Source organism: Streptomyces sp. NPDC101165 (genome assembly GCF_044768135.1).
Taxonomy (GTDB): Bacteria; Actinomycetota; Actinomycetes; order Streptomycetales; family Streptomycetaceae; genus Streptomyces.
The window spans coordinates 200,870-226,024 of record NZ_JBIWPG010000002.1 but is presented as its reverse complement, the minus strand read 5'-3'; the positions used below and the strand labels follow the sequence as shown (position 1 = coordinate 226,024).

Annotated in this window: 21 protein-coding genes and 1 tRNA gene; 7 read left to right on the top strand and 15 right to left on the bottom strand. The window is 70.6% G+C overall.

Annotated features, from left to right (window positions below):
- Positions 1-16: 16 nt before the first annotated feature.
- A complete protein-coding gene (locus ACIRVH_RS04565) occupies positions 17-973 on the top strand; it encodes an ABC transporter ATP-binding protein (protein ID WP_403948141.1) in 957 nt (318 codons plus the stop codon).
- Between the two features lie 20 nt (positions 974-993).
- On the opposite strand, the gene ACIRVH_RS04560 is transcribed toward ACIRVH_RS04565, so the two are convergent.
- The 9 genes from ACIRVH_RS04560 to ACIRVH_RS04520 all read right to left on the bottom strand — a co-directional run bounded on the left by ACIRVH_RS04560 (position 994) and on the right by ACIRVH_RS04520 (position 13,274).
- Positions 994-1,671, bottom strand: a complete 678-nt coding sequence (locus tag ACIRVH_RS04560; RefSeq protein WP_403948140.1) for a hypothetical protein — start codon at positions 1,669-1,671, stop codon at positions 994-996.
- On the bottom strand, positions 1,668-2,081 hold the full coding sequence (locus ACIRVH_RS04555) for an acyl-CoA thioesterase (RefSeq protein WP_403948138.1): 414 nt from the start codon (positions 2,079-2,081) through the stop codon (positions 1,668-1,670). Before ACIRVH_RS04555 ends, ACIRVH_RS04560 begins: the two co-directional genes overlap by 4 nt.
- Before the next feature lie 6 nt (positions 2,082-2,087).
- On the bottom strand, positions 2,088-3,752 hold the full coding sequence (ettA, locus tag ACIRVH_RS04550; RefSeq protein WP_403948137.1) for an energy-dependent translational throttle protein EttA: 1,665 nt from the start codon (positions 3,750-3,752) through the stop codon (positions 2,088-2,090).
- Between the two features lie 200 nt (positions 3,753-3,952).
- A complete protein-coding gene (locus ACIRVH_RS04545; RefSeq protein WP_403948135.1) occupies positions 3,953-6,025 on the bottom strand; it encodes a hypothetical protein in 2,073 nt (690 codons plus the stop codon).
- Positions 6,026-6,261: 236 nt separating this feature from the next.
- Positions 6,262-6,807 carry a putative immunity protein gene (locus tag ACIRVH_RS04540; protein ID WP_403948133.1) on the bottom strand — a complete coding sequence of 182 codons (546 nt, stop codon included), beginning with the start codon at positions 6,805-6,807 and terminating at the stop codon, positions 6,262-6,264.
- 52 nt (positions 6,808-6,859) lie between these two features.
- Positions 6,860-8,269, bottom strand: a complete 1,410-nt coding sequence (locus ACIRVH_RS04535; RefSeq protein WP_403948132.1) for a Cys-Gln thioester bond-forming surface protein — start codon at positions 8,267-8,269, stop codon at positions 6,860-6,862.
- 325 nt (positions 8,270-8,594) lie between these two features.
- Entirely contained in the window at positions 8,595-9,065 is a 471-nt protein-coding gene (locus tag ACIRVH_RS04530; protein ID WP_403948130.1) for a single-stranded DNA-binding protein, read from the bottom strand.
- A 321-nt stretch (positions 9,066-9,386) separates the two neighbouring features.
- On the bottom strand, positions 9,387-11,627 hold the full coding sequence (locus ACIRVH_RS04525) for a YfjP family GTPase (RefSeq protein ID WP_403948735.1): 2,241 nt from the start codon (positions 11,625-11,627) through the stop codon (positions 9,387-9,389).
- Positions 11,628-11,666: 39 nt separating this feature from the next.
- Positions 11,667-13,274: a dynamin family protein gene (locus tag ACIRVH_RS04520; RefSeq protein ID WP_403948128.1), complete on the bottom strand. Its 1,608-nt coding sequence runs from the start codon at positions 13,272-13,274 to the stop codon at positions 11,667-11,669.
- Between the two features lie 271 nt (positions 13,275-13,545).
- On the opposite strand from ACIRVH_RS04520, the gene ACIRVH_RS04515 reads away from it, so the two are divergent.
- The 3 genes from ACIRVH_RS04515 to ACIRVH_RS04505 all read left to right on the top strand — a co-directional run bounded on the left by ACIRVH_RS04515 (position 13,546) and on the right by ACIRVH_RS04505 (position 15,236).
- Positions 13,546-13,621, top strand: a tRNA-Arg gene (locus ACIRVH_RS04515).
- A gap of 581 nt (positions 13,622-14,202) precedes the next feature.
- Complete coding sequence (locus tag ACIRVH_RS04510) at positions 14,203-14,781, top strand: potassium channel family protein (RefSeq protein ID WP_403948127.1); 579 nt, start codon at positions 14,203-14,205, stop codon at positions 14,779-14,781.
- 227 nt (positions 14,782-15,008) lie between these two features.
- Positions 15,009-15,236 carry a hypothetical protein gene (locus tag ACIRVH_RS04505; protein WP_403948125.1) on the top strand — a complete coding sequence of 76 codons (228 nt, stop codon included), beginning with the start codon at positions 15,009-15,011 and terminating at the stop codon, positions 15,234-15,236.
- Between the two features lie 224 nt (positions 15,237-15,460).
- On the opposite strand, the gene ACIRVH_RS04500 is transcribed toward ACIRVH_RS04505, so the two are convergent.
- Complete coding sequence (locus ACIRVH_RS04500) at positions 15,461-15,901, bottom strand: VOC family protein (protein ID WP_403948123.1); 441 nt, start codon at positions 15,899-15,901, stop codon at positions 15,461-15,463.
- 621 nt (positions 15,902-16,522) lie between these two features.
- On the opposite strand from ACIRVH_RS04500, the gene ACIRVH_RS04495 reads away from it, so the two are divergent.
- Both ACIRVH_RS04495 and ACIRVH_RS04490 read left to right on the top strand, forming a co-directional pair.
- Positions 16,523-16,888: a hypothetical protein gene (locus tag ACIRVH_RS04495; RefSeq protein WP_403948121.1), complete on the top strand. Its 366-nt coding sequence runs from the start codon at positions 16,523-16,525 to the stop codon at positions 16,886-16,888.
- A gap of 423 nt (positions 16,889-17,311) precedes the next feature.
- The gene (locus tag ACIRVH_RS04490) at positions 17,312-18,352 is read left to right on the top strand and encodes a zinc-dependent alcohol dehydrogenase family protein (protein ID WP_403948120.1); all 1,041 of its coding nucleotides are present in this window, start codon (positions 17,312-17,314) and stop codon (positions 18,350-18,352) included.
- A gap of 112 nt (positions 18,353-18,464) precedes the next feature.
- Here ACIRVH_RS04490 and ACIRVH_RS04485 read toward each other — a convergent pair whose 3' ends face one another.
- The 3 genes from ACIRVH_RS04485 to ACIRVH_RS04475 are packed head-to-tail and all read right to left on the bottom strand — an operon-like array spanning position 18,465 to position 20,456.
- Positions 18,465-18,875: a hypothetical protein gene (locus tag ACIRVH_RS04485; protein ID WP_403948119.1), complete on the bottom strand. Its 411-nt coding sequence runs from the start codon at positions 18,873-18,875 to the stop codon at positions 18,465-18,467.
- A gap of 14 nt (positions 18,876-18,889) precedes the next feature.
- The gene (locus ACIRVH_RS04480) at positions 18,890-20,239 is read right to left on the bottom strand and encodes a cytochrome P450 (RefSeq protein ID WP_403948117.1); all 1,350 of its coding nucleotides are present in this window, start codon (positions 20,237-20,239) and stop codon (positions 18,890-18,892) included.
- A 4-nt stretch (positions 20,240-20,243) separates the two neighbouring features.
- Positions 20,244-20,456, bottom strand: a complete 213-nt coding sequence (locus ACIRVH_RS04475; protein WP_403948116.1) for a hypothetical protein — start codon at positions 20,454-20,456, stop codon at positions 20,244-20,246.
- 261 nt (positions 20,457-20,717) lie between these two features.
- On the opposite strand from ACIRVH_RS04475, the gene ACIRVH_RS04470 reads away from it, so the two are divergent.
- Positions 20,718-22,256 (top strand): metallophosphoesterase, encoded by a 1,539-nt coding sequence (locus tag ACIRVH_RS04470; protein WP_403948114.1) that lies wholly within the window; start codon positions 20,718-20,720, stop codon positions 22,254-22,256.
- Positions 22,257-22,313: 57 nt separating this feature from the next.
- Here ACIRVH_RS04470 and ACIRVH_RS04465 read toward each other — a convergent pair whose 3' ends face one another.
- Both ACIRVH_RS04465 and ACIRVH_RS04460 read right to left on the bottom strand, forming a co-directional pair.
- Positions 22,314-22,766 (bottom strand): GNAT family N-acetyltransferase, encoded by a 453-nt coding sequence (locus tag ACIRVH_RS04465; RefSeq protein ID WP_403948112.1) that lies wholly within the window; start codon positions 22,764-22,766, stop codon positions 22,314-22,316.
- 193 nt (positions 22,767-22,959) lie between these two features.
- Positions 22,960-24,978 carry a hypothetical protein gene (locus ACIRVH_RS04460; RefSeq protein WP_403948111.1) on the bottom strand — a complete coding sequence of 673 codons (2,019 nt, stop codon included), beginning with the start codon at positions 24,976-24,978 and terminating at the stop codon, positions 22,960-22,962.
- Between the last annotated feature and the right edge of the window lie 177 nt (positions 24,979-25,155).

Sequence of the window (25,155 nt, the reverse complement as noted above, 5' to 3'; positions counted from 1 at the left end):
CCATCCAGGAGACCCCATGACAGCCGAACCCACCCTCACCGACCTCGCCGACCAGGTCGCCGAGAACCGCAACCGGCCCGCCTACGGCCACGACGCCCTCATCACCTGCGACCGCCTCGTCCGCATCTTCTCCGCGGACGGCGTGGAGGTTCAGGCCCTCCAGGGCCTCGACCTCCTCGTCCGTGAGGGTGAGCTGATGGCCCTGGTCGGCGCCTCGGGCAGCGGCAAGTCCACCCTCATGAACATCCTGGCCGGTCTGGACACCCCCACCGCGGGGGCCGCCCGTGTCGCCGGCCGCGACCTGCTCACCATGACCGCGAAGGACCGCCTCGCCTACCGCCGCGAGGTCGTCGGCTTCGTCTGGCAGCAGACCTCCCGCAACCTGCTCCCCTACCTCACCGCGGCCCAGAACGTCGCCCTCCCGCTCCAGCTGTCCGGCACCCGCACCCGCCGCCGCGCCCGCACCGAACGCGCCCTGGAACTCCTGGAGTTGCTCCAGGTGGCCGACTGCCGCGACCGCCACCCGCACGAGATGTCCGGCGGCCAGCAGCAGCGCGTCGCGATCGCGGTGGCTCTCGCGAACGCCCCCTCGGTCCTCCTCGCCGACGAACCCACCGGCGAACTCGACTCCCAGACCGGCGCGCAGATCTTCGACGCGTTCCGCACCGCGAACGAGACGCTCGGCACCACCATCGTGATCGTCACCCACGACCAGGCGGTGGCCGGTGAGGTCCGCCGCACGGTGGCCATCCGCGACGGTCGCACCTCGACCGAGGTGCTGCGCCGCAGCGAGGTGGACGCCACGACCGGCCACGAGACCGTGGTGGCCCGCGAGTACGCCATGCTCGACCGCGCGGGCCGCCTCCAGCTGCCCGCCGAGTACACGAGGGCCCTGAACATGCGCGACCGGGTGGCCCTGGAACTGGAGCCGGACCACATCGGAGTGTGGCCGGACGACAGCGAGGAGAAGTAGCGCGGACGCAGGAGGCCGGGTCAGCGCACGCTGACGCCGAGCGCGCCGAGCCCGGCGCGCCGCACCGCGACGGATCCGTACGGCGTGCGCAACCTCAACCACGCCCCGGAGGAGAACAGCCCGGTCTCGGCCGCGCCGGTCCCCGGCCGCAGAAAGCCGAGCGACTGCGCCGCGTGCACGGCCCGCACCGGCAGCCGGGTCTCCCCTATCTCCCGGGACCAGATGTCCCGTCCGATCCGGTCCAGCTCCGTACGCGTACGCCGCTCCGGCGCCAACTCCTCGGTACGGGACCGGAACTCGGCGACGGCCTCGGCCACGGTCGTACGCAGCGCGTCCGGTGCGGGCAGCCCCGGCTCGGGCTGCCAGCCGCCGCGCGGCGGCAGCACACCGGCCCACGGCGGGCCGGTGACCGCGGCCGGGACGGCGGCCGTGGCGGCCCGCTCGTCCACGGACTCCAGGAGTTCACCGGCGGAGACGGTCACGTCGAGCGTGACGTCGAGCCCGTTCTCGTACGGCTTCGCGAGGCGCACCGCGCGGACCGCCAGCACCTCGAAGGACGGCGGACGTCCGAACACGGCGAGTGCGGTCCCGGACGCCTGCAGGCGCACCGCGGCTCCACGGTCGTAGTGGAGCAGCCGGGAGAGGAAGGCGGCGAGGTCCGCCGCCTCCGACTCGTCGGCCAGGTGCAGCACCGTCATGCGGCGACGGCCTCCTCGTCGGCCGCGTCCGTGTACTCCTCGAGGAACTCCCGCTCCTCCTGGGTGATCCGGCGCGGCCGCTGGGCCTCGAAGTCGAACGGCACGACCACCGTCGAGGCCCGTACGTAGACCACGTCCTCGTCCTTCACCTCGTAGGTGATGGTGAAGGACGCGGCCTTGATCTCGGTGATCCACAGCTCGATGTCCACCGGGTGGTGCCGGTGGACGAGCTGCCGCTTGTAGTCGATCTCGTGGCGCGCCACCACGGACCCCTGCTTGAACTCCTTGTCCGGGCGGAACAGGAAGTTGATCCGGGCTTCCTCCAGGTAGCGGATGAAGACCGCGTTGTTGACATGGCCGTACGCGTCCATGTCGGACCAGCGCAGGGGGCAGCGGTAGATGTGACGCAAGATCGATCAGCCCCGGGTCAGCTTCTTGTAGGTGGCGCGGTGCGGGCGCGCGGCGTCCGGGCCCAGCCGCTCGATCTTGTTCTTCTCGTACGACTCGAAGTTGCCCTCGAACCAGAACCACTTCGACTCACCCTCGTAGGCGAGGATGTGCGTGGCGACGCGGTCGAGGAACCACCGGTCGTGGGAGACGACCACGGCGCAGCCGGGGAACTCCAGCAGCGCGTTCTCCAGGCTGCTGAGGGTCTCGACGTCGAGGTCGTTGGTGGGCTCGTCGAGGAGCAGCAGGTTGCCGCCCTGCTTGAGGGTCAGGGCCAGGTTGAGGCGGTTGCGCTCACCACCGGAGAGGACACCGGACGGCTTCTGCTGGTCCGGCCCCTTGAACCCGAACGCGGACACGTACGCGCGGGACGGCATCTCGACCTGTCCGACGTTGATGTAGTCGAGCCCGTCGGACACGACCTCCCACAGCGTCTTCTTGGGGTCGAGGTTCTCGCGGCTCTGGTCGACGTAGGAGATCTTGACGGTCTCGCCGACCTTGATGTCGCCGGAGTCCGGGGTCTCCAGGCCCTGGATCATCTTGAACAGCGTGGTCTTGCCGGCGCCGTTCGGGCCGATGACGCCGACGATGCCGTTGCGCGGGAGGGTGAAGCTCAGCCCGTCGACGAGGACCTTCTCACCGAAGGCCTTGTTCAGCTTGTCGACCTCGACGACGACGTTGCCCAGGCGCGGGCCCGGCGGGATCTGGATCTCCTCGAAGTCCAGCTTCCGCATCTTGTCGGCCTCGGCGGCCATCTCCTCGTACCGCGCGAGACGGGCCTTGGACTTGGCCTGACGCCCCTTGGCGTTCGACCGCACCCACTCCAGCTCTTCCTTGAGCCGCTTCTGCCGCTTGGCGTCCTTCTGGCCCTCGACCTTCAGACGGGTGGCCTTGGTCTCCAGGTACTTCGAGTAGTTGCCTTCGTAGCCGTGCAGGCGGCCACGGTCGACCTCGCAGATCCAGCCGGCGACGTTGTCGAGGAAGTACCGGTCGTGGGTGACGGCCACGACGGTGCCCGGGTACTTGGCGAGGTGCTGCTCCAGCCAGTTCACGGACTCGGCGTCGAGGTGGTTGGTGGGCTCGTCGAGGAGCAGCAGGTCGGGCTGCTCCAGCAGCAGCTTGCAGAGCGCGACGCGGCGCTTCTCACCACCGGAGAGGTTGGTGACGGGCCAGTCGCCGGGCGGGCAGCCCAGCGCGTCCATGGCCTGCTCCAGCTGGGCGTCGAGGTCCCACGCGTTGGCGTGGTCCAGCTCCTCCTGCAGCTTGCCCATCTCGTCGAGCAGCGCGTCGGAGTAGTCGGTCGCCATCAGCTCGGCGATCTCGTTGAACCGGTCGAGCTTGCCCTTGACCTCGGCGACACCGTCCTGGACGTTCTCCAGGACCGTCTTCGCCTCGTTGAGCGGCGGCTCCTGCAGCAGGATGCCCACGCTGTAGCCCGGCGACAGGAACGCGTCACCGTTGGACGGCTGCTCGAGGCCGGCCATGATCTTCAGCACGGTCGACTTACCGGCACCGTTCGGGCCGACGACACCGATCTTCGCTCCCGGCAGGAAGCTCAGGGTGACGTCGTCGAGGATCACCTTGTCGCCGTGCGCTTTGCGCGCCTTGCGCATGGTGTAAATGAACTCAGCCAAGAGAAACCGTCCGGCAGCTTGAATCTGGCAGTGGGCAGATACACCCCATCTTGCCTGACCGCTAGCCCTGGATGGAAACCAGTCCGGGCGGGCGCCGCTGACCTGGGGTTTCCCGGAACGGCCGAGGGGCCGTCACACCCCAGGTCTGCGGGTGTGACGGCCCCTCGGACCGGATGGTCCGGCGTAGCCGCTCCGGGGACTCAGCCCTTGGCGTGCTCGCTGTCCAGCGTCGCCCCGGCGTCCCGCTGCGTCGGGATCACCGGGAGGGCGCGCACCGCCATGCTCGCCCGGTGTTCGTCGGCCTCCGCGCACAGTGCCCGGGCCGCCTCGTTGAAGCGGACGACGGACGGCGGGTCGGAGGGGCCCAGCAGGTGCAGCTTGAGCTCGGTGCGGGCCTCGGCGTAGGCGTCCTTCTCGGGGTGGCGCACGGACTCCAGCAGGGCCGGTATGCCGGCCGCGTCCGGTGCGAGGACGGCGCCCGCCCGGACCGTCGGGAAGGCCGCGCGGAAGTCCTGCTCGGGAAGGCCGCTGGTGTTGGCGACGGCGTAGGGCTTCTCGCTCTCCAGATAGTCGGAGATGACGCTGGAGACATCGCTGACCAGCACGTCGGCCACGTTGAAGCAGGCGTAGACGTTCGGTCGCGCCCCGGTGACGATCTGGTGCTCCCACGCGGGGAACGAGGCCCAGAACGCGGTCTCCCAGGCGGCGGTCGCGGCGGCCACGGCCTCGGCCCGGCCGGGCTCCGGGACCGACTGGAGCGTCATCCGCTCCGCGTCGTCCGCGCTCGCCCGGAACGAGGACGTGGTCAGCCGGTCGAGTTCGGCGGTCCGGTCGGCGAGCTCAGCCGCCGCGGAGGGCGCCGGTCGCTCACCGGCGTGTTCCGCGGCGCGGACGGCGTTCGCGGCGCGGATCATCTCCTGGATCCGGGCGTTCGCGGCTCCCGCCTGGGGAACGACCGAACCGGTCAGCGGGTGCGGCTTGTACAGGAGCCGGACCCCGGGGTCGGCCAGGAGCGCGCGGACGATGTTCTCGCCGGCCTCGATGATCGAGGTGTTGCCCGGGTTTCCGTCCCAGCCCTCCCACGTGGGGGCGTAGAGAACCGTGGTGTACGGGTCCGTCGGCGCACCGGCGTACGGCGCGATCGCGTCCAGCTGCGGGCGTCCGATCTCCACGACGTCCCGGTCGTCGACACCCACGTTCGCCAGGGCGTACCGCTCGCGCGCCGCGGGACCGGCCACCCACACCTCGTCGTACGCCTTCGCGTAGGGGTTGCAGCTGGACAGCTTGTCGCTCTCGCCGTGGTTGACGAAGGCGTGCTTGATGGTGGGGATCCGCAGCACCTGCGAGGTCTTGCCCGAGTTCGACGGGTGGATCAGCATCTTCAGCGTGGACTGCTCCAGCCGCATCAGGTCGGCGACCTTGGGCAGACACACGATCGGGATGTCGGTCGACGCGATCTTCCGCACCATGAAGCGCTCACGGAGCACGATCAGTGGACGGCCCTCCAGTCGGGCCAGCGGCTCCAGCCACATGTTCGCCTGGTAGGCCGAGCTGGTACCGCCGGAGAAGTACATGCCCACCGTCGGCTGGTACTCCGCGAGCCAGGCCTCGAACCACTCCAGCGCCTGCTCGCTCGTCGCCGGCCTGCGGGCCGGCAGCAGCCGCACCAGCAGCATGCCGACGGCCACCACCACGAAGGCGGCGGACACGGCGATGCCCGCGGCGGCGGCCCAGGCCGAGGCGCCCGCCGCGGTGGCCAGGAGGCCGGCCGTCGAGGGCAGACCGAACATCAGGAGCCGCTGCCCGGCGCGGTTCATCAGCAGCGCCGGAGGGGCGGGCGTCAGCCGCAGCGGCGAGGCGTCGATGTTCCGGGTCACCACGGGCAGGGTGCGGGACCGGCGGACGAGAATCGCGAGCGCCTGGCAGGCGAAGTGCAGGGAGTAGAAGACCAGCAGACCGCAGACGAGAGCCAGGTACTTCGTCTCGTAGTCCTGGTCCTCGATCCGGATCAGGCCGGCCACCAGCAGAAGATCCCGCACGACTTGGCGCACGAACACCGTCGCGTGCAGCTTCCCGAGGGCCGAGGCCATGTTCCGCTGCCAACGGTGCATGGCCATGTCAGCCAGCAGTCCGGCAACGGCGGAGGCCACGAGCAGGGGGACACTCGGGAGGAAGGCGCCGACTGCCAGGCCGGCGTACGACAGAGCGAGCACCGTGGGCAGGAGGAGGCGTGCCGCTGCGGTACGCAACCGAGCGGGCAGGGGCGATGACACTTCGCGGGCTCCAGGCAACTCAACATCCCTGGGCACTGACTTGCTGACCGGCGCGGTCAGACGACCGCGGACTGGAAGCCGATGCACACGGATGTTCTCCAAATAGGTGGTCGGACTTTACCTGTGTGTCAGCTTCTTTTGCCGCGGGGGTGGCCTGGAACACTCTCCCGCTTTGCTCCGGCGACCGACCCTGTGGGGAAGTCCGATCGGGCAGATCGCCCTGACCTGGGGGTTTCTCAGGAGCGGAGGGCGGCGTCGAGATCGCGGATGAACTCTCCCACTCGCCCGCCTCCGGGAGGCGCCGCGGGCAGCCGGCCGAGCACCTCGGTGACCGCCGCCGGTGCGTGACGACGCGCCCATTCAAGCGTCCCCGCGGCGACGGGCAGGTCCTCGGATGCCGGTTCCTCGGATGCCAGCTCCTCGGCTCGCGCCGCATGCGCCGCCGCACCGAGGATGTGCTTCACCTGATGAGCGTCCGCCAGGGGATGGAGGAACGCCGCACCGGCCGCGTGGCAGGCCGCTCGGGCCGCGTCGACCGCCGCGGGCGAAGCGGCCTCCTGAGCCGCTCTGAACGCCGCCCAGGCGGTCTGCCGCAGTGCCCCCGTGCGCCGGCCGCCCCCGGCGAAGGCGTCCGCCGCGTCGATGGCGTCGCGGGGGCGGGTGTCGGCAGGAAGGCTTCCTTCGAAGATCGACAGCGCCCTGCGCGCACATTCGGCCGCGTAACCCGTGATCTCACGAAGTTCGTGTTCGCTCAGCTCGATCTTGTCCGACTTGGTTGGCACGGCTCAATCCTGCCGCAGGTCGCCGGGCGGGCGCGGCAGACCGCGGGGTCCGTCACTCCCCCGTGGGCGTCTCCTTGCGCCGCAGGATGACCAGGGCAGCCCCACCGATCACCACCAGACCGATGGCCACTCCGGCGATCATCGGAGTGATCGCGGAGCCGCCCGTGGCGGCGAGGTCGGTGTCCGGCGGGGTGGTGTTGCCGCCGACCGTGGCGGGGCTGGGCTCGCTGAGGGTCTGGGTGCTCTTGGTGGTCAGCGCGCCCTGGGTCCGGCAGTCGAGGACGCCGGTGAAGCGGTGGCTGAAGCCGTTCGGGCCGGTGATCGTGAAGTCGTAGGGCTGGTCCTCCTGGAGCGGGACCGTCACCGTGCGGGTGGCCCCCGCCGGGATCGTGTGCTCGGCTCCCATCAGCTCGAAGGTGAAGGGCTGGTCGCCCTTGTTGGCCGTGGTGATGTCCACGCCGCCCTTGGCGCAGTTCTTCCGGGCCGACACCGCCGGTATGGCGCCCTTGTCCGCCCAGGTGGCACTCGCGGTCGCGGAGACCGTGGACTCGCTGGAGCCGGCCAGGATCTGGGTCTGGCTGCGGCTCTCGGAGGCGAAGGCACGGCCCACCGGCACGGTGGTCGACGCCTGCACGCTCAGCTGGGCCGACCCGTCATCCGCGCCCTCGGGGATGTCGAAGTACAGCTCGCTGCCGTTCTTCGCCGAGGTGATCACCTTGCCGGTCCTGTCGATGATCCGCACCCCGCTGCCGGTCAGGTCCGTGGGCGGGCCCACCGTCACGCTGTCCGCGTTGGTGTGCACGGTCACCGGGCCGAGCAGATCACCGGGGCGGCCGGAGACCGCGGGCGGGTCCAGAGTCAGCGAGGCCTGCGGCTCGGCGCTGCCGCGGGCACTCTTCTCCAGGTAGTCGGCGAGCTTCTCGGCCTGCGGGTCGACGGCGTCGACCTTCGCCCCGTCCGAGTAGCGCCAGATGGCCACCTGGGTGCCGGCCGCCGCGTCCTGCTCGGTCAGTCCGCTCGCGCCCGCCTTCCGGGCGAGGGCGGCGAGGTCGTTGACCTGGGGGTAGGAGTTCTGCAGGATCCAGCGGATCCGGCCGGCGTCCTTGTTGGTGCCCAGCGAGGTGCCGCTCCAGGGCGTCTCCTGGTAGCGGGCGTCGCGCTGGGTGGGGTTGTGGATGTCGACGCAGTACGTCTGCAGGGTGCCGCCGTCGTCCACGGACATCTCGAACAGGCCCGCGGCCACCCGCTGGTCGCCGCCGTCCTCGTGGATCACGGCCTCGCCGTAGGTCTTCAGACCGTTGATCGTGGCCGTCGCACCGCCCTGGGTCTCCGGTCTCTCGTCTGCCGCGGCCACGCCGGAGCCGGCCAGCACATTCGCCGCCACCAGGCCGGACACCAGCGTCACGGCGCCGAGGCGGGCCACTTGGGCGGATCGAGGAAACCCAGAGAACGCAGCAAGCACAGAATTCCCCTTCGAGCAGGACCCGTTGGACGTGGGGGACGGTCCCACCAGCAGAATCGGCGGCCCCGAGGGGCATGCCCGGCATCCTATGGATCACGCGGACCTCGCCTTGCCGGTCAGATCGTCTGATAGCCGATCCGATCCGGAATCGTTATCGCCTGGACGAGATACGAGCTGGGCTTATCGACAAATCCACCGATTCGGTGGGGGTGTTCGGAGTGACGTGCCGACAAGCCGCAGCTCGGTCCGGACGCAGGCCAGGGCGCCGGCAGCGCCGGTGAAGCGGTCGATGGAGCGGTCGACGGAGCCGGCGGCTCGGCTCACGTCATGTCACCGCCGCTGGTTCCGGGCGCTGTTGGGCCGGATCATCGGCCGGGGCTTCGGCGGGAGGTGTCTCCCAGTTCGGCTCCGGACGTACCGCCGCCGACGCCTCCGGCCTGGCCCCTCGACGGAAGAGCGCGGTGCCCCGCGCCAGGTCGTGGCCGATGGCCACCGCGTCGATGTCGGCCGACGCCCAGTTCTGCTGCCCCTCGCGCACCTCCGAGCGCACCTTCAGCCGCCCCTGGACGACGACGGGCTGTCCCACCTCCACCGACGCCGCCACGTTCACGGCGAGCTGGCGGTTGGCCCACACCGTGAAGAAGTTGGTGTGCCCGTCCGTCCAGGCGTTCTTCTCCCGGTCCCAGTACCGCGAGGTCACCGCCAGCCGGAACCGCGCCGACGGGCCCGCCGCCGGCTCCCGGTACACCGGCTGCGTCGCCACGTTGCCCACCACGCACACCACGGTCTCGTTCATCGTGAACCCCTCCCTCGTCCGGCCCTTCGACCGGACGGACACGCGTACGGGCCCCTCCCGTACGGCTGCGTCTGCCGTGCCGGCGCACCCGATCCGGGTACGCCGGCACGCGCCACGCCGATCGCCTGCGCCGCCCGCCCTCCACTCGCCGGACGTGCGGCGCGATCGCCGTGGGACCAGACTGCCTCCGCCGGGCCGAGCCCGCTGAGCGCTGTGGACGGCCACCCGCCTGTGGAAACTCTCGTCACCCGTACGAGTGGCCCATGTGCTCCCCGGCCCCCTCGCCCACCCCCGGCCGGCCGCACCCGCCCCCGCCCGGCCTCACACCACCCCGGCCTCGGTCCGGACCACCCGCCCGTACTGCTCCCGCACCTCGCGGTACCGCAGCAGCTCCGCCGCCACCGGATCGAGCACCCGGGCCCGGCCGCAGCTGGAGGCCGCCTCCCGCAGCCGCCGTTCCGCCTCCAAGCCGTACCGGCGCGCCGGCCCTCTGGCCGCCATCCGGCAGCCCCACTCCACGAGCGGCCCGCCGACGATCCCGCACACCATCAGCAGCACCGGCACCCCCAGGTTGGGTGCCATGAACCCGGCGATCTGGCCCGCCAGCCACAGGCCGCCCACGACCTGCAGCAAGGTCATGACCGCCTGGACCAGCACGGCCACCGGCCACCACCCCGGGCGCGGCGGCCGTCCCGGCGGCATCCCGGCCCGCGCCGCCAGCTCGTCCAGCGCCTCGGACAGCCCCTGGGAGCCGCGTGCGGCCGCCTCGCGCACCGCCGCCGCCCACGGCGTCGGCAGCCCCGCCGAGGCCCGGTCGGCGACCGTACGGACCGCCTGTTCGACCCGCTGGCGGGCCGTGGCCTCCTCGTCCGTCTGGGCGCGCACCCGGACCCGGCCGGTCGTGGGTCCGCCACGGTCCTGGTACCAGCGCCACAGCCGCAGCCAGGGCGTGCCGCAGGCGCGGTTGGCGTTGCGCAGCCAGGCGCGTTCGGCGGCCTCGCCGGCCGCGGTGGCGCCCACGGCGGCCGCGAGCCGGGCGGCGAACTCCTCCCGATGCTCCTCGCTGAGGCCGACGCGCCGGCCGGTGGCGTAGACGGGCCGCAGCTCCTCCGCCGCGGCGTCCACGTCGGCCGCGACCCGGCGGGCCGGCGCGCCGCGCTCCGTCACGAACTCGCCGAGCGCCTCGCGCAGTTCGATGATGCCGTCGCCGGTGAGCGCGGACAGCGCGAGCACGGTGGCGCCCGGTTCGCCGTACTCGCCGAGCGCGACGCCGTCCTCGTCGAGCAGCCGGCGCAGATCGTCCAGCACCTGGTCGGCGGCCTCCCCGGGCAGCCGGTCGATCTGGTTGAGGACGACGAACATGACCTCCGCGTGGCCGGCCATGGGACGCAGATAGCGCTCGTGCAGCACGGCGTCCGCGTACTTCTCGGGGTCGACCACCCAGATGACCGCGTCGACCAGCTTCAGGATCCGGTCGACCTGCGTACGGTGCTCCACGGCCGCGGAGTCGTGGTCGGGCAGGTCGATCAGGACCAGCCCGCGCAGCTGCCCCTCGGCCTCCGCGCTCTGCACGGGGCGCCTGCGCAGCCGGCCCGGGATACCGAGCCGGTCGATGAGACTCGCCGCGCCGTCGCTCCAACTGCAGGCGATCGGGGCCGCGGTGGTCGGGCGCCGAACGCCGGTCTCCGAAATGGCCACTCCGGCAAGCGCGTTGAACAGCTGCGACTTTCCGCTGCCGGTGGCGCCCGCGAGGGCGACGACGGTGTGCCGCCCGGAGAGCTTGCGGCGGGCGGTCGCCTCGTCCAGCACCCGGCCCGCCTCGGCGAGGGTGCGGGTGTCCAGGCGGGTGCGGGAGAGGCCGACGAGTTCGCGCAGGGCGTCGAGACGGGAGCGCAGGGGGCCGTCGTAGGCCAGGGGCGCGGGGATGTGACTGCTCGCGTTGCGCGAGGGGGTGTCCAGTACGGAGGCACGCTCGCCGGCGAGGGCGGCGGCGGTGCTCTCCGTCACGCGCCGGGCGATGAGCCCGTCGTCCCAGGCGCCCTCGGATTCGGAGTCGGGGTCGGAGTCGCGGTCCGCGTCGGAGGCTTGGCCGGGGTCCGGGTCGGGCGTGCCGCCGCCCTTGGGGCGGGTGCGCGGCCCACTGCCGGCATCGGCTTCGGGGGTCTTCACGCGCGCGTGCGGCTCCCCGTCCCCGTTCGGCTCGGGTACGCGCGCGGGGGGCTCACTTTCCTTGCGCTTCTCCGGTACGCGCACGTGCGGGTCGCTCTCCGTACGCTTCTCGGGTACGCGCGCGTGCAGCCCGCGGTCCGTCTCGGCGTCCCGTTCCGCGGCCCCTGCATCGCCCCCGGCCCCGGACTCGGCCTCGGTCTTGGCTTCGGCGTCCGTGCCGGCACCCGCCTCGGCACTGTGCCCCTCCGGAGCCGTGCCGCCCTGTCCCGGAAGGCCGTCCCCGGAACCGCCGCCCGCCGACGGGAGGCTGTCGCCCAGCTCGCCCTTGCCCCCGAGGCCGGGCTCCACTCCCCCGGCCCCCTCCGCGTGTTCCATGCGTTCCATGTGATCCATGTGGTCCGTGTGGTCGTGGTCAGTGACGGCGGTCACCGGTCACCTCTCCTTCTGCAGTACGGACAGCGCGGCGATGAGTTCGGCCTGGGGCTCGGCCTGGACGTCCAGGGCGTCGAGCGGGGCGAGGCGCCGCTCGCGTTCGGCGTGCATGACGCGGTCGACGTGTTCGGTCAGCAGGCGTCCGGCCCGGTCGCGCAGCCGCAGCGCGCCGTGGGCGCTGATCCGCTCGGCGAGCCTCTCGCCCGCGTTGCGCGCCCGGCGCCCGCCCAGCAGCGCGGTGGCGACCAGGGCGGCGACGATCTCGGCGTCGGGCGCGATGCTGCGTTCGAGTTCCCGTACCTCGTCCTCGGCGTACTCCTCCAACTCGCGCCGCCAGCGCCGTACGGCGAGTCCGATGCGGTGCTCGGCGTTCTCCAGGGAGGGATCCCGGCCTGCGAGCCCGGCGGCGCCCGCGGCGGGCTCGCGCCGCCAGGCCTCGTCGACGCGCTCGTCGGCGGCGGTGACGGAGCACAGGAGGAGCGCGGCCAGGCTCTCCACGAGGGAGTCCAGCAGCTCACCGGGAGTGCAGTCGAGAGGGAAGGCGCGCCAGCGCTTGAGGGCGTCCCCGGCGAGCACGGCCCCGGACTGCAGCCGGCCGCGCACCCGCGCCTGCTCGCTGTCGTACGCGGTCTCGACGGCGGAGGTGAGCCGGAGGGCGGCCGCGTACTGGGCGGCGGCGGCACTGGCCAGCTCGGGCAGGCGCGACTTCAGCGAGTCGAGGAGGCCGTACGCCGTACGGGCCACGACACGCTGGCGGGCCGTGGCGTCCTGGGCGTGGTGGACGAGCCAGGTCCGCAGGGCTGCCACGGCGGTGGCCGGGAGCAGGCCGCCGCCCCAGGCCGACTCCGGCAGCTCCGGCACGGTGAAGCGGGGTACGTCGCCCAGGCCGGCCTTGGTCAGCAGGGCGCCGTACTGACGGGAGACCTCGGAGACGACCTGGTGGGGCACGCGGTCGAGGACGGTCACCAGGGTGGCGTCGTACTCCTTGGCGGTGCGCAGCAGATGCCAAGGGACGGCGTCGGCGTAGCGGGCGGCGGTGGTGACCATGACCCAGACGTCTGCGGCGCAGATCAGCTGGGCGGCCAGGACACGGTTGTCGGCGATCAGGGAGTCGATGTCGGGCGCGTCGAGCAGGGCGAGCCCGCGCGGGAGGGTGTCGGCGGTCTCCACGCGCAGCACGCGCGCGCGGTTCTCGCCGGAGAGCAGGAGGTCGTCACCCGCCTCCTGGTCCGGCACCCACACGCGGGTGAGGTGGGGGAGGACACGCATGCTGCTGAACCAGTGATGGTCCTCCGGATGACAGACCAGCACCGGTGTGCGGGTCGTCGGCCGCAGCACGCCCGCCTCGCTGACCCGGCGCCCCACAAGGGAGTTCACGAGGGTCGACTTGCCCGCCCCCGTGGAGCCGCCGACGACGGCCAGCAGGGGCGCCTCGGGTTCCCGCAGCCGGGGCAGCAGATAGTCGTCTAGCTGCGCCAGTAGTTCTTCGCGGTTCGCACGCGCGCGTGGGGCCCCGGCCAGGGGCAGCGGAAAGCGTGCGGCGTCGACACGGTCGCGCAGCGCGGAGAGTGTGTCGAGCAGCTGAGGCCCTACGTCCAAGGTCACCACATGCGAAGAATGCCCAATTTTAGGGGAATTCTGAAGCATATGGACATCTCAGCGCGCCGATGGAACACATCGGATGTAAGGGATGACTGGGACACGGGCACAGTCCAGGCATAACGAGTGCACAACACCCTGTGCGTCAGGGGCCAAAAGCGGTGCACGATTCGTACCTGCCTGCGATTATCAGGACCGCTTCACCGAACCTCCACATCGAGCCACGGAGGCGAAGCAACCGGGTCAAGGAACGGGGAGCTTTATCCTTGTCCCGCACCAGGCCCCCGTAGCTCAGTGGATAGAGCAGGCGCCTTCTAAGCGCTTGGCCGCAGGTTCGAGTCCTGCCGGGGGCGCCACCCCTCGCCCTCCCGCTCGGGAGGGCTTTTTGCTGTTCAGGGCACGTTTCGCTAGACACGACAAGACCCCGGGCATTCCCCCGACGATCAGGGGAAGGCTCCGGGGCCGTCCGGCTGTCACCGGGTTTTCGCGGGTGGCCGTGTCGAATACGTGTCGAAGTTCTCGCCCGCGAGAGTCAGCCGATGTCCGGCAGCTCGGGAAGATCTCCGGCAGCTTCGAGCCGCCGCTTCACATCAGGCAGCTGCCCCTCCACGCACCGGGCGTAGGTTGCCAGCAGCACGAGCACGCCACTGTCTCTCACCACCGGGATCTTCCGGCCCTACATCGGGCCAGGGGAGCGGTGCCACAGTTGATAGGGAACCGCACCCCCGAACGCATGTCTTACTGCCGCGTGAGGGGCTCCAGCTGATCACCGATCCCGGTGATCACCGCCAGGAGGGCGCACCATGCGGACGACACACGACGCTCGGGGCGATTCACGAGACGAGCACGCGGCACATTCGCGTGGCGCCAGGGGGAGCAAGCGGCATGAGCGCGGCGTGTCCGTCCGCGCCGCGAACGCGAAGATGCGTCGGGCGTCATGACCGCGCAGAACGGGTCGGCACGCCGGGACCAGGCCAAGGCCCGGCCCTCGTCCCGCGAGATCGTCTGGAGCACGCTGCGTGTGGTCGGCTCGGTCGCCGCACTGGTGGCCCTGTACTACCTGCTGCCTCTGGACCGCTTCGCCACGGCTACCTCCGTCACGGTGCTCCTCGTCGGCCTGGCGGTATTCGTCGTCCTGATCGTCGGCCAGGTCCGCTCGATCCTCCGTGCCCCCCATCCGGGCATGCGGGCCGTCGAGACGCTGGCCCGCAGCATCCCGTTCTTCCTGCTGCTGTTCGCGGCCACCTATGTCACGCTGGCCGCGCAGTCGTCCGGTAGCTTCGGCGGGTATCTCTCCCATACGGAGAGCTTGTATTTCACCGTCACTGTGTTCTCCACCGTCGGATTCGGCGACATCACGCCCAAGTCCGATGTGGCGCGGCTGGTGGTCACCGTGCAGATGCTCACCGATCTGATCATCTTCGGCCTTGCCATCAAGGTCGTCGTGGGCGCCGTCCACCGCGGCCGGGAACGCAGGAACGCCGAGGCCCGGGCCGGGAAGAAGGACGCTGAATGAGGTCGCGACGGCGGACTGGCTCGGCCGGTGATCAGTAGACCCACTTGTCAGGAGCAGACGGCCCCTCGCGTGCCACTCTCGTGCCAGATTTTCCGCCGGGGCCGGCACCTTGGCCTCGGTCCGGCTCTCCCAGTCCCCTTGCCTGCCCACGGCCACCGGGTGGCTACGGACGTGGACCGAACTCACAAGGCGGTGCCCACCCGACTCGGATGCGCCATCCTGTCTCCATGAGGTTGCAGGGTGAGCCGGTGACAGCCGAAAGGGCAATCCTTCTGAACGAGCTGCGGTTCGATCCAGATGCGATCTACGTGCTCGACCACCCCTTGATGCTCACCCCCGGCGACCAGGTGCACGTCCTCACGGATCAGCAAGTGGTCATCAAGCGCGTGGCAGGGCGCGAGGAGAGGCCCGCCGGCCACTGGACTCCGTGGTGCTGGACTTGGCGCCTCCTCTGACTTTCACGTGCCCGATGGGCACCAACGTCGAGCGGTGAAACGCCCTCATCACGAGGCGGCAGGCAACTGCGCAACGACCCGCACGTGAGGAGTCACGACGGAAGGCGACTCATATGCGCGCTCAGAACAGGGAACGCGCAGGTCACACTAGTGATCGCCGCCCCACCTCGCTCCGAGGTCCGTCTCATGCCTTTCGTTCGGCTGCATGATTCGGTTCCTCCTTCTCAGCCCAATTGCTCGGCCAGTCCGACGATGATGCCCTCCGGGCCGCGGAGGTAGCAGAGCAGATAGCTGTCCTCGAACCGGGCGATCTCGCCGACGAGTTCGGCGCCATGAGGGCGCAGGCGGGCAACGGTGTCCTCGATGTCGTCGACGGCGAACATGACGCGGTGCGTGCCCAGAATGTTGTGCGGCCGGTTGCGCGGCCCGGCGCCGATCGCCGCGGGGCTGCGGTACTTCGCCAGCTCGAGCCGGCTGTGACCGTCCGGGGTCCGGAGCATCGCGATGTCACAGCGGACGCCGTCGAGTCCGGTGCACCGGTCGGCGAAAAGGCCCTCGACCTCCGCCCTGCCCTCCAGCTCCATACCGAGTTCCACGAAGAACGCGATGGCGGCGTCCATGTCCTCGACGACGATGCCGACGTTGTCCATCCGCTGAATCGCCATGCCGGTTTCTCCTTCTTCCTCGTGCGGCCGATGGTGGCCGCTGATGTCCCCGGGACGGAGCCGGTGGCACGTTCTCGACATCCGCAGATCGCCGAACTCCGAAAAATCTGGATCGCGCCTCAGGTGAAATTCATCCGCATGCACCACCCCACCGCCAGCACGATGAGAATGGCTCGTGTCGAAGGCGCCCTCTAAGCGCCTGGCCGCAGGTTCGAGTCCTGGCGGGGGGCGGCACCCCGCCACCGATCGACCGGATCGCCGCCGACCGCGGCGGGTCCCCCGAACAGAGGCCCCCCGTCGTTACGGAAGCCATTGGGCCGTTCGAAGGAGTTGAGGCGGCGAGACCGCCGAGCGCGTCACGGACCGCCAGTTGCTCTCTTTCCTGCTCGCAGCATGATTCGGAGCCGGGACAGCCCGGCACCCGGACCCCTCCCCCGGTACCGATGGTCCATACAAGGGAGAGTTACGGACATATCCGCTCTTTGTAACGCGAATCCTTTCGTGGACCTGGTGTCGCCGTGGAGGGCCACAGTGTGGGACCTCGGCACCGAGCCGGGAATTCCGGATTGCACGCCCGGCCCCGACCAGGGTCGGTATGCACGAACGTGAGGTGACAGATTCATGTCTGTTTCTCGTACGACGGTCCGCCTGATCGCCACCTTTGTGGCTTCGGGCGCCCTCATCGGCGCGGCCGCCATGCCCGCCCTGGCAGCCGGAGGCGACCATGACCGCGACAACGGGATGAGCTACTCGCACAGTTACCGGAGCGGCCACCACCACGACGATCACTTCGGCGACCGGGGCTGGGACCGGGGCCGGGGCTGGGACGGGGACCGAGGCTGGGACGGGCACCGAGGCTGGGACCGGAGCCGGGGCTGGGACGGAGACCGGGGCTGGGACCGGGGCTGGGACCGGGACCAGGGCCGGCACCACGGCTGGTACAGCGACCGGCACCGGGATCACGACCGTTACTTCGGCCACCGCTAGCCCGCCTTGGAGGCTGTGCCGTGACGCAGAGGCCGACCACACCCTCTGCCACCCGTCGTCGTAGCCGGCACAGCCGTCGCACCCCGCCGGAGGGCCGAAGACGCAAGGAACGGTCTTCGGCCCTCCGGCCACGTGACGCAAGCAGGGGGAAGAGAGCAGTGAAGTGGGGGACTCCTCTGTGGCTGGGGCGGTCGGACGCTGGATTGCAGGGCCTGTCGGTGGCGCTTAGCGTGATGTCGGGGACACCAGGGGCTCTCGGGTGCGGTGCGTGCGGCGGGCTTCGCAGGGCATGCGCGCTCACATGATCATGCTGGGCGAGTCGGTGAAGGCCCAGAGGGGACGCCGGCGCCGGCATTGGTCCTGTCCAGAGCGCCCGCCGAGTTCGTCGGGCGCTGAGAGACGAGGTCACTCATGCCACGATCCATGCGCGCGCTCGTAGCCGGAATGGTGGGCGAGCCGACCGATGTCCTGCGGCTGGAATCCCGGCCTGTTCCCACGCCAGAGGCCGGCCAGGCGTTGATCCGCGTGAAGGCGACTCCGATTCACGCCAGTGATCTGCATGTGCTGCGGGGCCGCTACGGTTTCTCTCCCGAGTTCCCCGCTGTCGGGGGTCACATGGAATGCGTGGGCCGTATTGAGGCCCTGGGCCCGGACACCGAGGGACTGAAGATCGGCGAGCGCGTGGTGGCCGTTGCCGTCCCGGCGGTACCCGGGCCGCAGGTGGCCGGTACTTGGCAGGAATACCTGGTCGCCGATGCACGAAGGCTCCTGCCGGTCGGCGACCGTCTGAGCGACTCCAGCGCCTGTCAACTCGCCGTCAACCCGTTGACCGCGCTGCTCCTGGTGACTCGCGAACTCGACGTACAGCCCGGTGAGTGGTTGTTGCAGACGGCCGCGGGCTCCACCGTCGGCCGGCTCGTCATTCAGCTGGCCAGACATCTGGGGATGCGCACGATCAATGTCGTGCGGCGGCGCGCTGCCGTTGAGGAGATCAAAGCGCTCGGTGGTGACGAGGTCATCTGCACTGAGGACGAGGACGTGTTGCAGCGTGTGGCTGAGCTCGCAGGGCCGGCCGGTGTGCGCAAGGCCGCCGATTGTGTCGCGGGCGACGTGGGTGCCCAGGTGTCCCAGGCATTGGCTCCGGGAGGAGAGGTCGTGGTCTACGGCGCTCTCTCCACCCATCGGCAGACCGACCCGGCAGCGCTGACGATCCCGCTGCAGGCACGCTCGGTCATCTACGAGACCAAAACAGTCCGTGGCTTCTGGTTGAACCGCTGGTTCGGCACTGCTTCACCTGCGGATGCGCTGCGCGCACTGTCCGAGGTGCGAAGTCTCGTCGCTGATGAAGTGCTGAGCATCCCCCAAGGCCGGCCTTTCCCGCTCGAACACTTCACTGAAGCCATCGCGTTCGCCGAAGCACCCGCGCACGGCGCCAAACCGCTCTTCGTCTTCGAAGACGGCTGACGAACACGACAGGTAGGACGCGGACGCGGTCCGGCCCCGGGGCGAACTCCTCATGCGATGCTCACCGTTGTGCGGCCGCAGGTCGCAGCCGCCGCAGGTCGGTTGTGGCTGATCAGGCGGGGATCCAGTCAGGCCACTGTGGCGGGACATTGCTCACGGGGCAGAGGCCGGAGTCGCCTGGATAGCCGTCCAGCGTCCCTCGGGTCGCGAAGAGCCACCATGCCAGTCCCACCGTCGCACCAACCACCGCCAGCGTCGGCAGTGAGACGCGTACCGCCGTCGGCGCGCGAAGCACCAGGTGTCGGCCGGCGGCCCACGCCACGAGCCCGACGAGCGCTTCGGCTCCTACGACCAGTGGGAGCAAGAAGTTGAGTTCCAGGCGTCCGCCGGCGTCGTAACCCGCGTCGCAGTACGCGCGCGCCCAGACGGTCAGCGACCAGGCGACGCAGCCCATAGCGGCTCCGAACAGTGCGGAGACCGCCCAGGGGAGACAGGAGTCGGCTCTCGGCTTGGCTGTGTCCACGACACAGCACGACATCAAACACGGCATGCACGGTTCCGCCATGGGCGGATGGGTGTCCAGCGGTCGGTGACGTCCAGGACCAGCCCCTTGGGTTGCAGGATGGTGCGGGTGTGGAACACGGGCGTGCAGTCCGGCGCCGGAGAGAGCCGGTAGCGGCTGAGGACCGTGGCGGTGGCGATGACCATCGCGACTGTCCCGAAGTGCGCACCCAGACACATGCGCGGCCCACCGCCGAACGGCACATACGTGTATCCGGGCACCCGCGGGGACGCGGCGCGGTCGATCCAGCGGTCCGGGTGGAAGGCCAACGGCTCGTCGTAGAGCGCCGGATCCCGGTGCAGCGCGAAGGGACTGACCGCGACTCGTTGTCCCGGCAGCAGCGCAACCCCGTCGAGGACGTCCGGCTCCTCCAGGACCCGCTCCAAGTACCACAGCGGTGGATACATCCGCAGCGTCTCCTTCACCACCGCCTCGGTGACCCGCAGCCGCGGCAGATCGGCCGCCGTGGGCAGCCGCCCGCCCAGCTCCCGGTCGACCTCGTCCACCACGCGCCCGTGCAGCCGCGGCTGCCGCTCCAGCAGCAGAAACAGCCAGGCCAGTGCGGCGGCGGTGGTCTCGTGCGCGGCGAACAGGTTGGCGACGACGACACTGACCGCGCCGTCGAAGGTGAGGGCGCCGTCGGTGCACGCCTCGATCAGCAGATCGGCGACCACCGGGGTCGCGCCGCCCACCTGGGTCGCCCCCGCCCTTCCCGGGTCACGTGCCGCGACCAGGCGTGACACCTCCGCCGCCAGGTCGCGTGCCGCCTGCCGCAGCCGCCGTCTGCGGAGGAAGGAGACCCGGCCGGTTCCTGCGACGGCGGCGGGCAGCCGTGCGTCCTGGAGCCGGGCCACGAGTTCGGGCACCCTGCCGGGCTCGGGCCCCAGACAGAACTCGGCGATCAGCCGGGCGCTGAGTTCCTCCAGTGCTGCTGTCGCCTCGATCCTGCCGGTGGCCCGCCAGCCCTCGGCGTGCCGGGCCACCACAGCGGCCATCCCGTCTCCGGCGGCCCGTAGACCACCGCGGTTCAGTCCCCGCCCGGCGAGCCGACGGGCCTGCATCCACCGGGCCAGATCCGCCGAGGCGCGGCTTCCGTCGGTCTCCTCACCCAAGAGGTCCTTGGTGATGGCGTAGGTGCCGTTGGTGTTCTTCAGCACGTGCTCCACCAGGACCGGCGAGTTGACGATGTACAGACTGTCGTCGAAGCGGACCAGGTCCCCGCACTCCCGCTGCCGGAGCAGAAAACCCAGGGCGTCCCGCCCGAAGGCAAGCCTGTTCCCGAACCCGGACGCCTCAGGGCAGAGCCGGCCGGAAGCCGCCGCCATGGGATCACCCGCCCACGTTGTAGTAGTACATCGCGTGCGAGCTCGTACCGCCGAGCACGCTCCTCACGTAGCTGTTGTGCGCGACCCTGGCCTTTGAGGGGTCGGGGACCGATGCACTGGTCCCGGTCGCCGCGAAGGCCGATCCGGCGCCGATCAGCGCCGCGACACTCGTGACGGCGACCAGCATGATCCTGCGCAGTCCGTTCAGGGCAGTCATGGCTGTCCTCCTCTCACACCGCCGGGCGGCCGGTCCGCCCGTGCGTTGCCCTCCATTGGCACAGCCGGCCGTCCCCGGGACACGTCACTGGATCTCGTGACGTGCCAAAAGGACGACCGAGGTGTATGCGGCCGGTGCCAGGCCTAACCCGTTTGTCCTCGTGCTGGTGCACAGCTCGAAGGCGTCGGTGACGATTCCCGGTGTGACCCTCGGTGACGAGAGGTGTCAGCGCCCAGGACAGTGCGACGGAGGAACCAGAACATGAAGCATCGGATCGTCGCCCTCGCCGTGGCGAGCGTGCTGGTCACCGCGGTTTCGGCCACGGCGGTCTCGGCCACGGCGGTCTCGGCCACGACGACTCCCCCACGGGCGCCGGACGGTGCAGGGCCACCGCCACCCGGGCGCACGCCTCCCCCCAGACCCACCCCTCCCCCCGGCACGGGGTCCAGTGGCGAGGCCTGGGCGTGGACCCAACTGACCAGCCATGGCACCCAGATCCGTTACGTGTCCACCGACACGAGTCAGACGTGTCCCAGCGTGCGCTACACCTTGGGGACGCAGATGACGGTCCCCCTGCAGCGGGTGAGCACCCCCGTCGGGGCGCACTTCCCCACCACGGTCTGCGAGTCGGGAAGTCAGACGCCGGTGCCCCTCGGGGCCTCCAACGCGCACCTTCTGCCGGGGACGGTCCAGGCGGCCACGCTCCATCCCACGGGCGGCCACCTGCCCCTGCCGACGTGGACCACGACCACACGTCCCGGCACGATCGATGTCATCGGCGACACCGGCTGCGAGCTCCCGGTGAACCCGGCAGACCCGGCACAGCACTGTGCGACCGCCTGGCCCTTCAAGCCGATCGCGGACAGCGTCGCCCGCGCGGCGCCGGATCTCGTGATCCACACCGGTGACTACCTCTACCGCAACGACCCCGGCAGGGCGGACGACAAGGCGAGGAACCCGGGCTGCACGATGCGCACCGACGCGAGCAGCTGGGCCTGTGTCGTGGCCGACTTCTTCAGGCCCGCCGAAGCGCTACTGGCCGCAGCGCCCGTCGCGTTGACTCGGGGCAACCACGAAGACTGCACGCAGCCAGGGGGCGCCGGCGACGCGTGGTTCCGCTACCTCGCCGACGAACTCCGTAACGGATCGTGCAGCCGTTTCCCGCCGCCCGCGACGATCCGCGCCGGCACCCTGAACCTCGTCTCCGTGGACTCGTCGTCCGCCGACGACAGCGGCACGGCGCAGGTGAACACCTACGCCCGGCAGTTCGACATCGTGAACCAGGCTGCGCAGCAGCGTTCTTCCGAGGACTTCTTCGTGGTCACGCACAAGCCGGTCTGGATGGTGAAAGCCGCCGGTCAAGCTCAGGGCGCGGTGGAATGGGCGACTCATGTCCTCGACGACGCCGTGGCCCACACCTCTCTGGGTCGGCTGGCGAACAATGTGCGCCTGGCGCTGTCGGGGCACATCCATCTCTACCAGATGCTCGATTTCAACACCCGCCGCCCGCCCCAGCTGACCGTGGGCTCCTCGGGCGGACCGCTGGACGACGGCCCGATCGACAGCAACGCCATGAGACAGCAAATCGGCACGCCAGGGCAGACCGTCCACAATGCGCGCACCCAGGAAGAGGCTCCCACGGCCACTCCGCCACGCCTCGGGGGAGTCTTCGGCTACGGGCAACTCCACCACAACAACGGGACCTGGGACCTGACCTTCCACCGGACGGACGGTTCGGTGCGCGGTCAGACCTGCACATTGAGCACGAGTCTCACCAACAAGTCGTTCAGCTGCCACTGAGCGACCCCGGTGCCGACGCTTTTCGCAGCTCAGGATGCTCAGGGGCGCCCAGGAGGGTCAGGACGCGGCCGGGGCCGGCTCGCGGAGCATGAACACGTCGACCGAGTCCTCGGTCTCGAGGGTGAAGCCGTGCCGCTCGTACAGCCGCCGGGCCGGGCTGCCCTGCAGCACCTGCAGCCGGACCAGGGTGCGGTCACGGTCGCACCGCTCCAGCAGCTCACGGAGTACGGCCCCGCCGATGCCGCTGCCCTGCAGGTGCGGGGCCAGGTAGAAGTGTTCCAGCCAGTGGGCGTCCTCGGCCGGGCGCAGCGCGACGCAGCCGGCGAACACGCCGCCCGCCTCGATCACCCAGGTGTGCGCCGGCGTGAATCTGTCCCGCAGCCGTTGCCGCACCCGCCGCTCGTCGTAGCGCCCGAGCCGCTCCAGATCCGCCCGCATCACCACGGCCCGCAGCTCGGCCAGCGGCTCGAGGTCCGCCATCGACGCCGGCCGTATCTCCCAATCCGCCATGATCGCCAGGCTATCGGGCCGTGGCCGCGACCCATGCCGAGCTGCGGCAGGTGCTGAGCGCGGTGCCCGTGGCGCACCGGGGCCGCGGCCCGACCCGGAGGTCGAGGCGCGGCTGCTGCCGGCCGTCACCGACGGCCTCGTGTGCGACGCGGTGAGCGCCCCGGGGACGTCTCGAATACGGCTGGGCCTCCACTCAGGCCGCCAGTTCCGTGTCCCCCTCGTCCCCTTCCGTGCGTTCCGCCGCCGCCAGCGCCGCCAGTGCGTTCGCCGCCGCGTTGAAGCGCTCCATGGAGGTTGGGTGGTCCGGGCCGAGGACGTATTCCTTGAGGGTGCGGCGGTCGAGAGTCATCGGGTCGGTGTACGGCGCCCGTACCGCGTTCAGGATCTCCGGGAGGCGGGTGCACTCGCGGTCGAGGAGGTAGGCGCCGCCCGCGGTGGTGTAGGCGGCCCGGAACTCGTTGTCGGGCAGGTCGTGGGCATTGGTGAGGACGTACGGCTTGAGGCTGGCCACGAAGTCGGCGACGACCGAGGAGACGTCGCTGATGAGGATGTCCGCCTGGTTGAAGCACTCGTAGAGGGCGGGCAGTTGCTTGAGGATCACGTTGTGGCGGACCGGGCCCCGGCTCTCCCAGAAGATCCGGTGCCACTCGGCGCGCAGCTCCTGCCACTCGGCCGCCCCCGCGCGGTCGGGCACCCGGGCCTCGCGCAGCTGCTCGGCGTCGTCGCCGCCGATCCGGCCGGCCAGTTCGTCGAGGCGGGCCTGTATCTCCTGCAGCCGGGGCTTCGCGGCGGCGACCGCGGCCTCCGCCTCCGCGGCGCCGCGCTGCTCGTTGTCGGCCCGCAGCAGCTCGCGGATCGCCTTGTCGGCCGCGGCCGCCTCGGCGGAGCGCTTGCCGGTGAGCGGGTGCGGCTTGTAGATGACCCGGACGTCCTGCGAGAGGAGCTGTTCGATCAGGGGCACGCCCATCGGGATCAGCGAGGTGTGGCAGTCGTCGTCGCTCCAGCCCTCCCAGGTGGGCGCGTAGAGGACGACGGGGAGCGGGCCGGGCGTGTGCTCGGCGTGCAGGCGGATCGGGGAGAGCTGCGGGCGGCCCACCTCGACGATGGCGCTGTCGCTGATGGCGTGCCGGACGCGCTGGTAGCGGTCGCGGCCCGCGCGGCCGGCCACCCAGATCTCGTCGTACACCTTGCTGACCCGGTTGCTGCTGGCGAGCTTGTCGCTGTCGCCGTGGCCGATGAAGACGTGCTTGGCCTCGGCCACCCGCAGCATGTGCACGTTCTTGCCCGCGTTGCCCGGGTAGAGGACGACCCGGACGCCGGACAGCTCCAGTTCGGCCAGGTCGTCGGCCTTGGGGACGCAGACCACCGGGATCCAGGTGCGGCTGAGATAGCGGAACGAGGCACGCTCCCGAAGGATGATGACCGGGCGCAGGTCGAGCTGCTCCAGCGTCTCGATCCACATGTTGACCTGGTACATGAAGTCCCGGGAGACGGAGGCGAAGCTGAAGTACAGCGCCACCTCGGGGCGGTATCCGGCGAGTTGGCGGTTGACCTCGGCGAACACCTCGTCCCGGGCGGGCATCCGGCGGACCCTGCGGTACTGGCCCAGCAGCGCGAGGACGCCCGCCACGGTGACACCGACGGTGAGCGCGAAGCCTATGTACGCAGGTCCCCAGGTCCCGGCGGCCAGCGCGGCGAGGAGGCCGGCGTGGGCCGGCAGGTCCAGGTGGAGGAGCTTGCGCAGGAAGCGCCGGTAGAGGACGGCGGGCGGCTGCTTCGGGACGGGCAGCCCGCTCATGTCGAGGTTGCGCACGACCAGTGGCAGCACCCGGCGCCGGCGGATCGCGTGATGCACCGCCGTGTACAGCATCATCATCGCGAAGTGGGCGCTGAAGACGGCGAGCGCGGCGACCAGCACCTCGTCCGGCGCGTCCATCCGGCTGGCCAGCGCGAGCAGCATCACCGTGCGGACGGCGAACCGCAGCGGGCGGGTGAGCTGCAGTGTCGCCAGCCTGCGCACGAAGCCCGGAGCCCTGGAATGCAGCACCTCGTCCGCGAGATACGTCACCGCCGACGCCGCGGCGAAGCCCCACAGGGACGGCAGCAGCGCGAAGACGGGCAGCGCGGCGAAGCCGGCACCGAGCAGGAGTACGAGGAGCAGGTCGGCCGCCCCGCGCACGCGCAGGACACCACACAACCGACGGATCATCATGAGCAGGATTCCTCTTCCCGGATGGCAGGCGCGTGGTGGGGCAAACGCCGCTGTTCACCAGTTCGACGTAAGAAGAGGGTGAAGAGTTGTACACCAGGCGGAAAGAAACAGTTCACGTTCCGTTTGGCTGGTGTAGGGCGCCCGGCTCCGGCTCCGGACCTGCCGGTACAGTCGCCG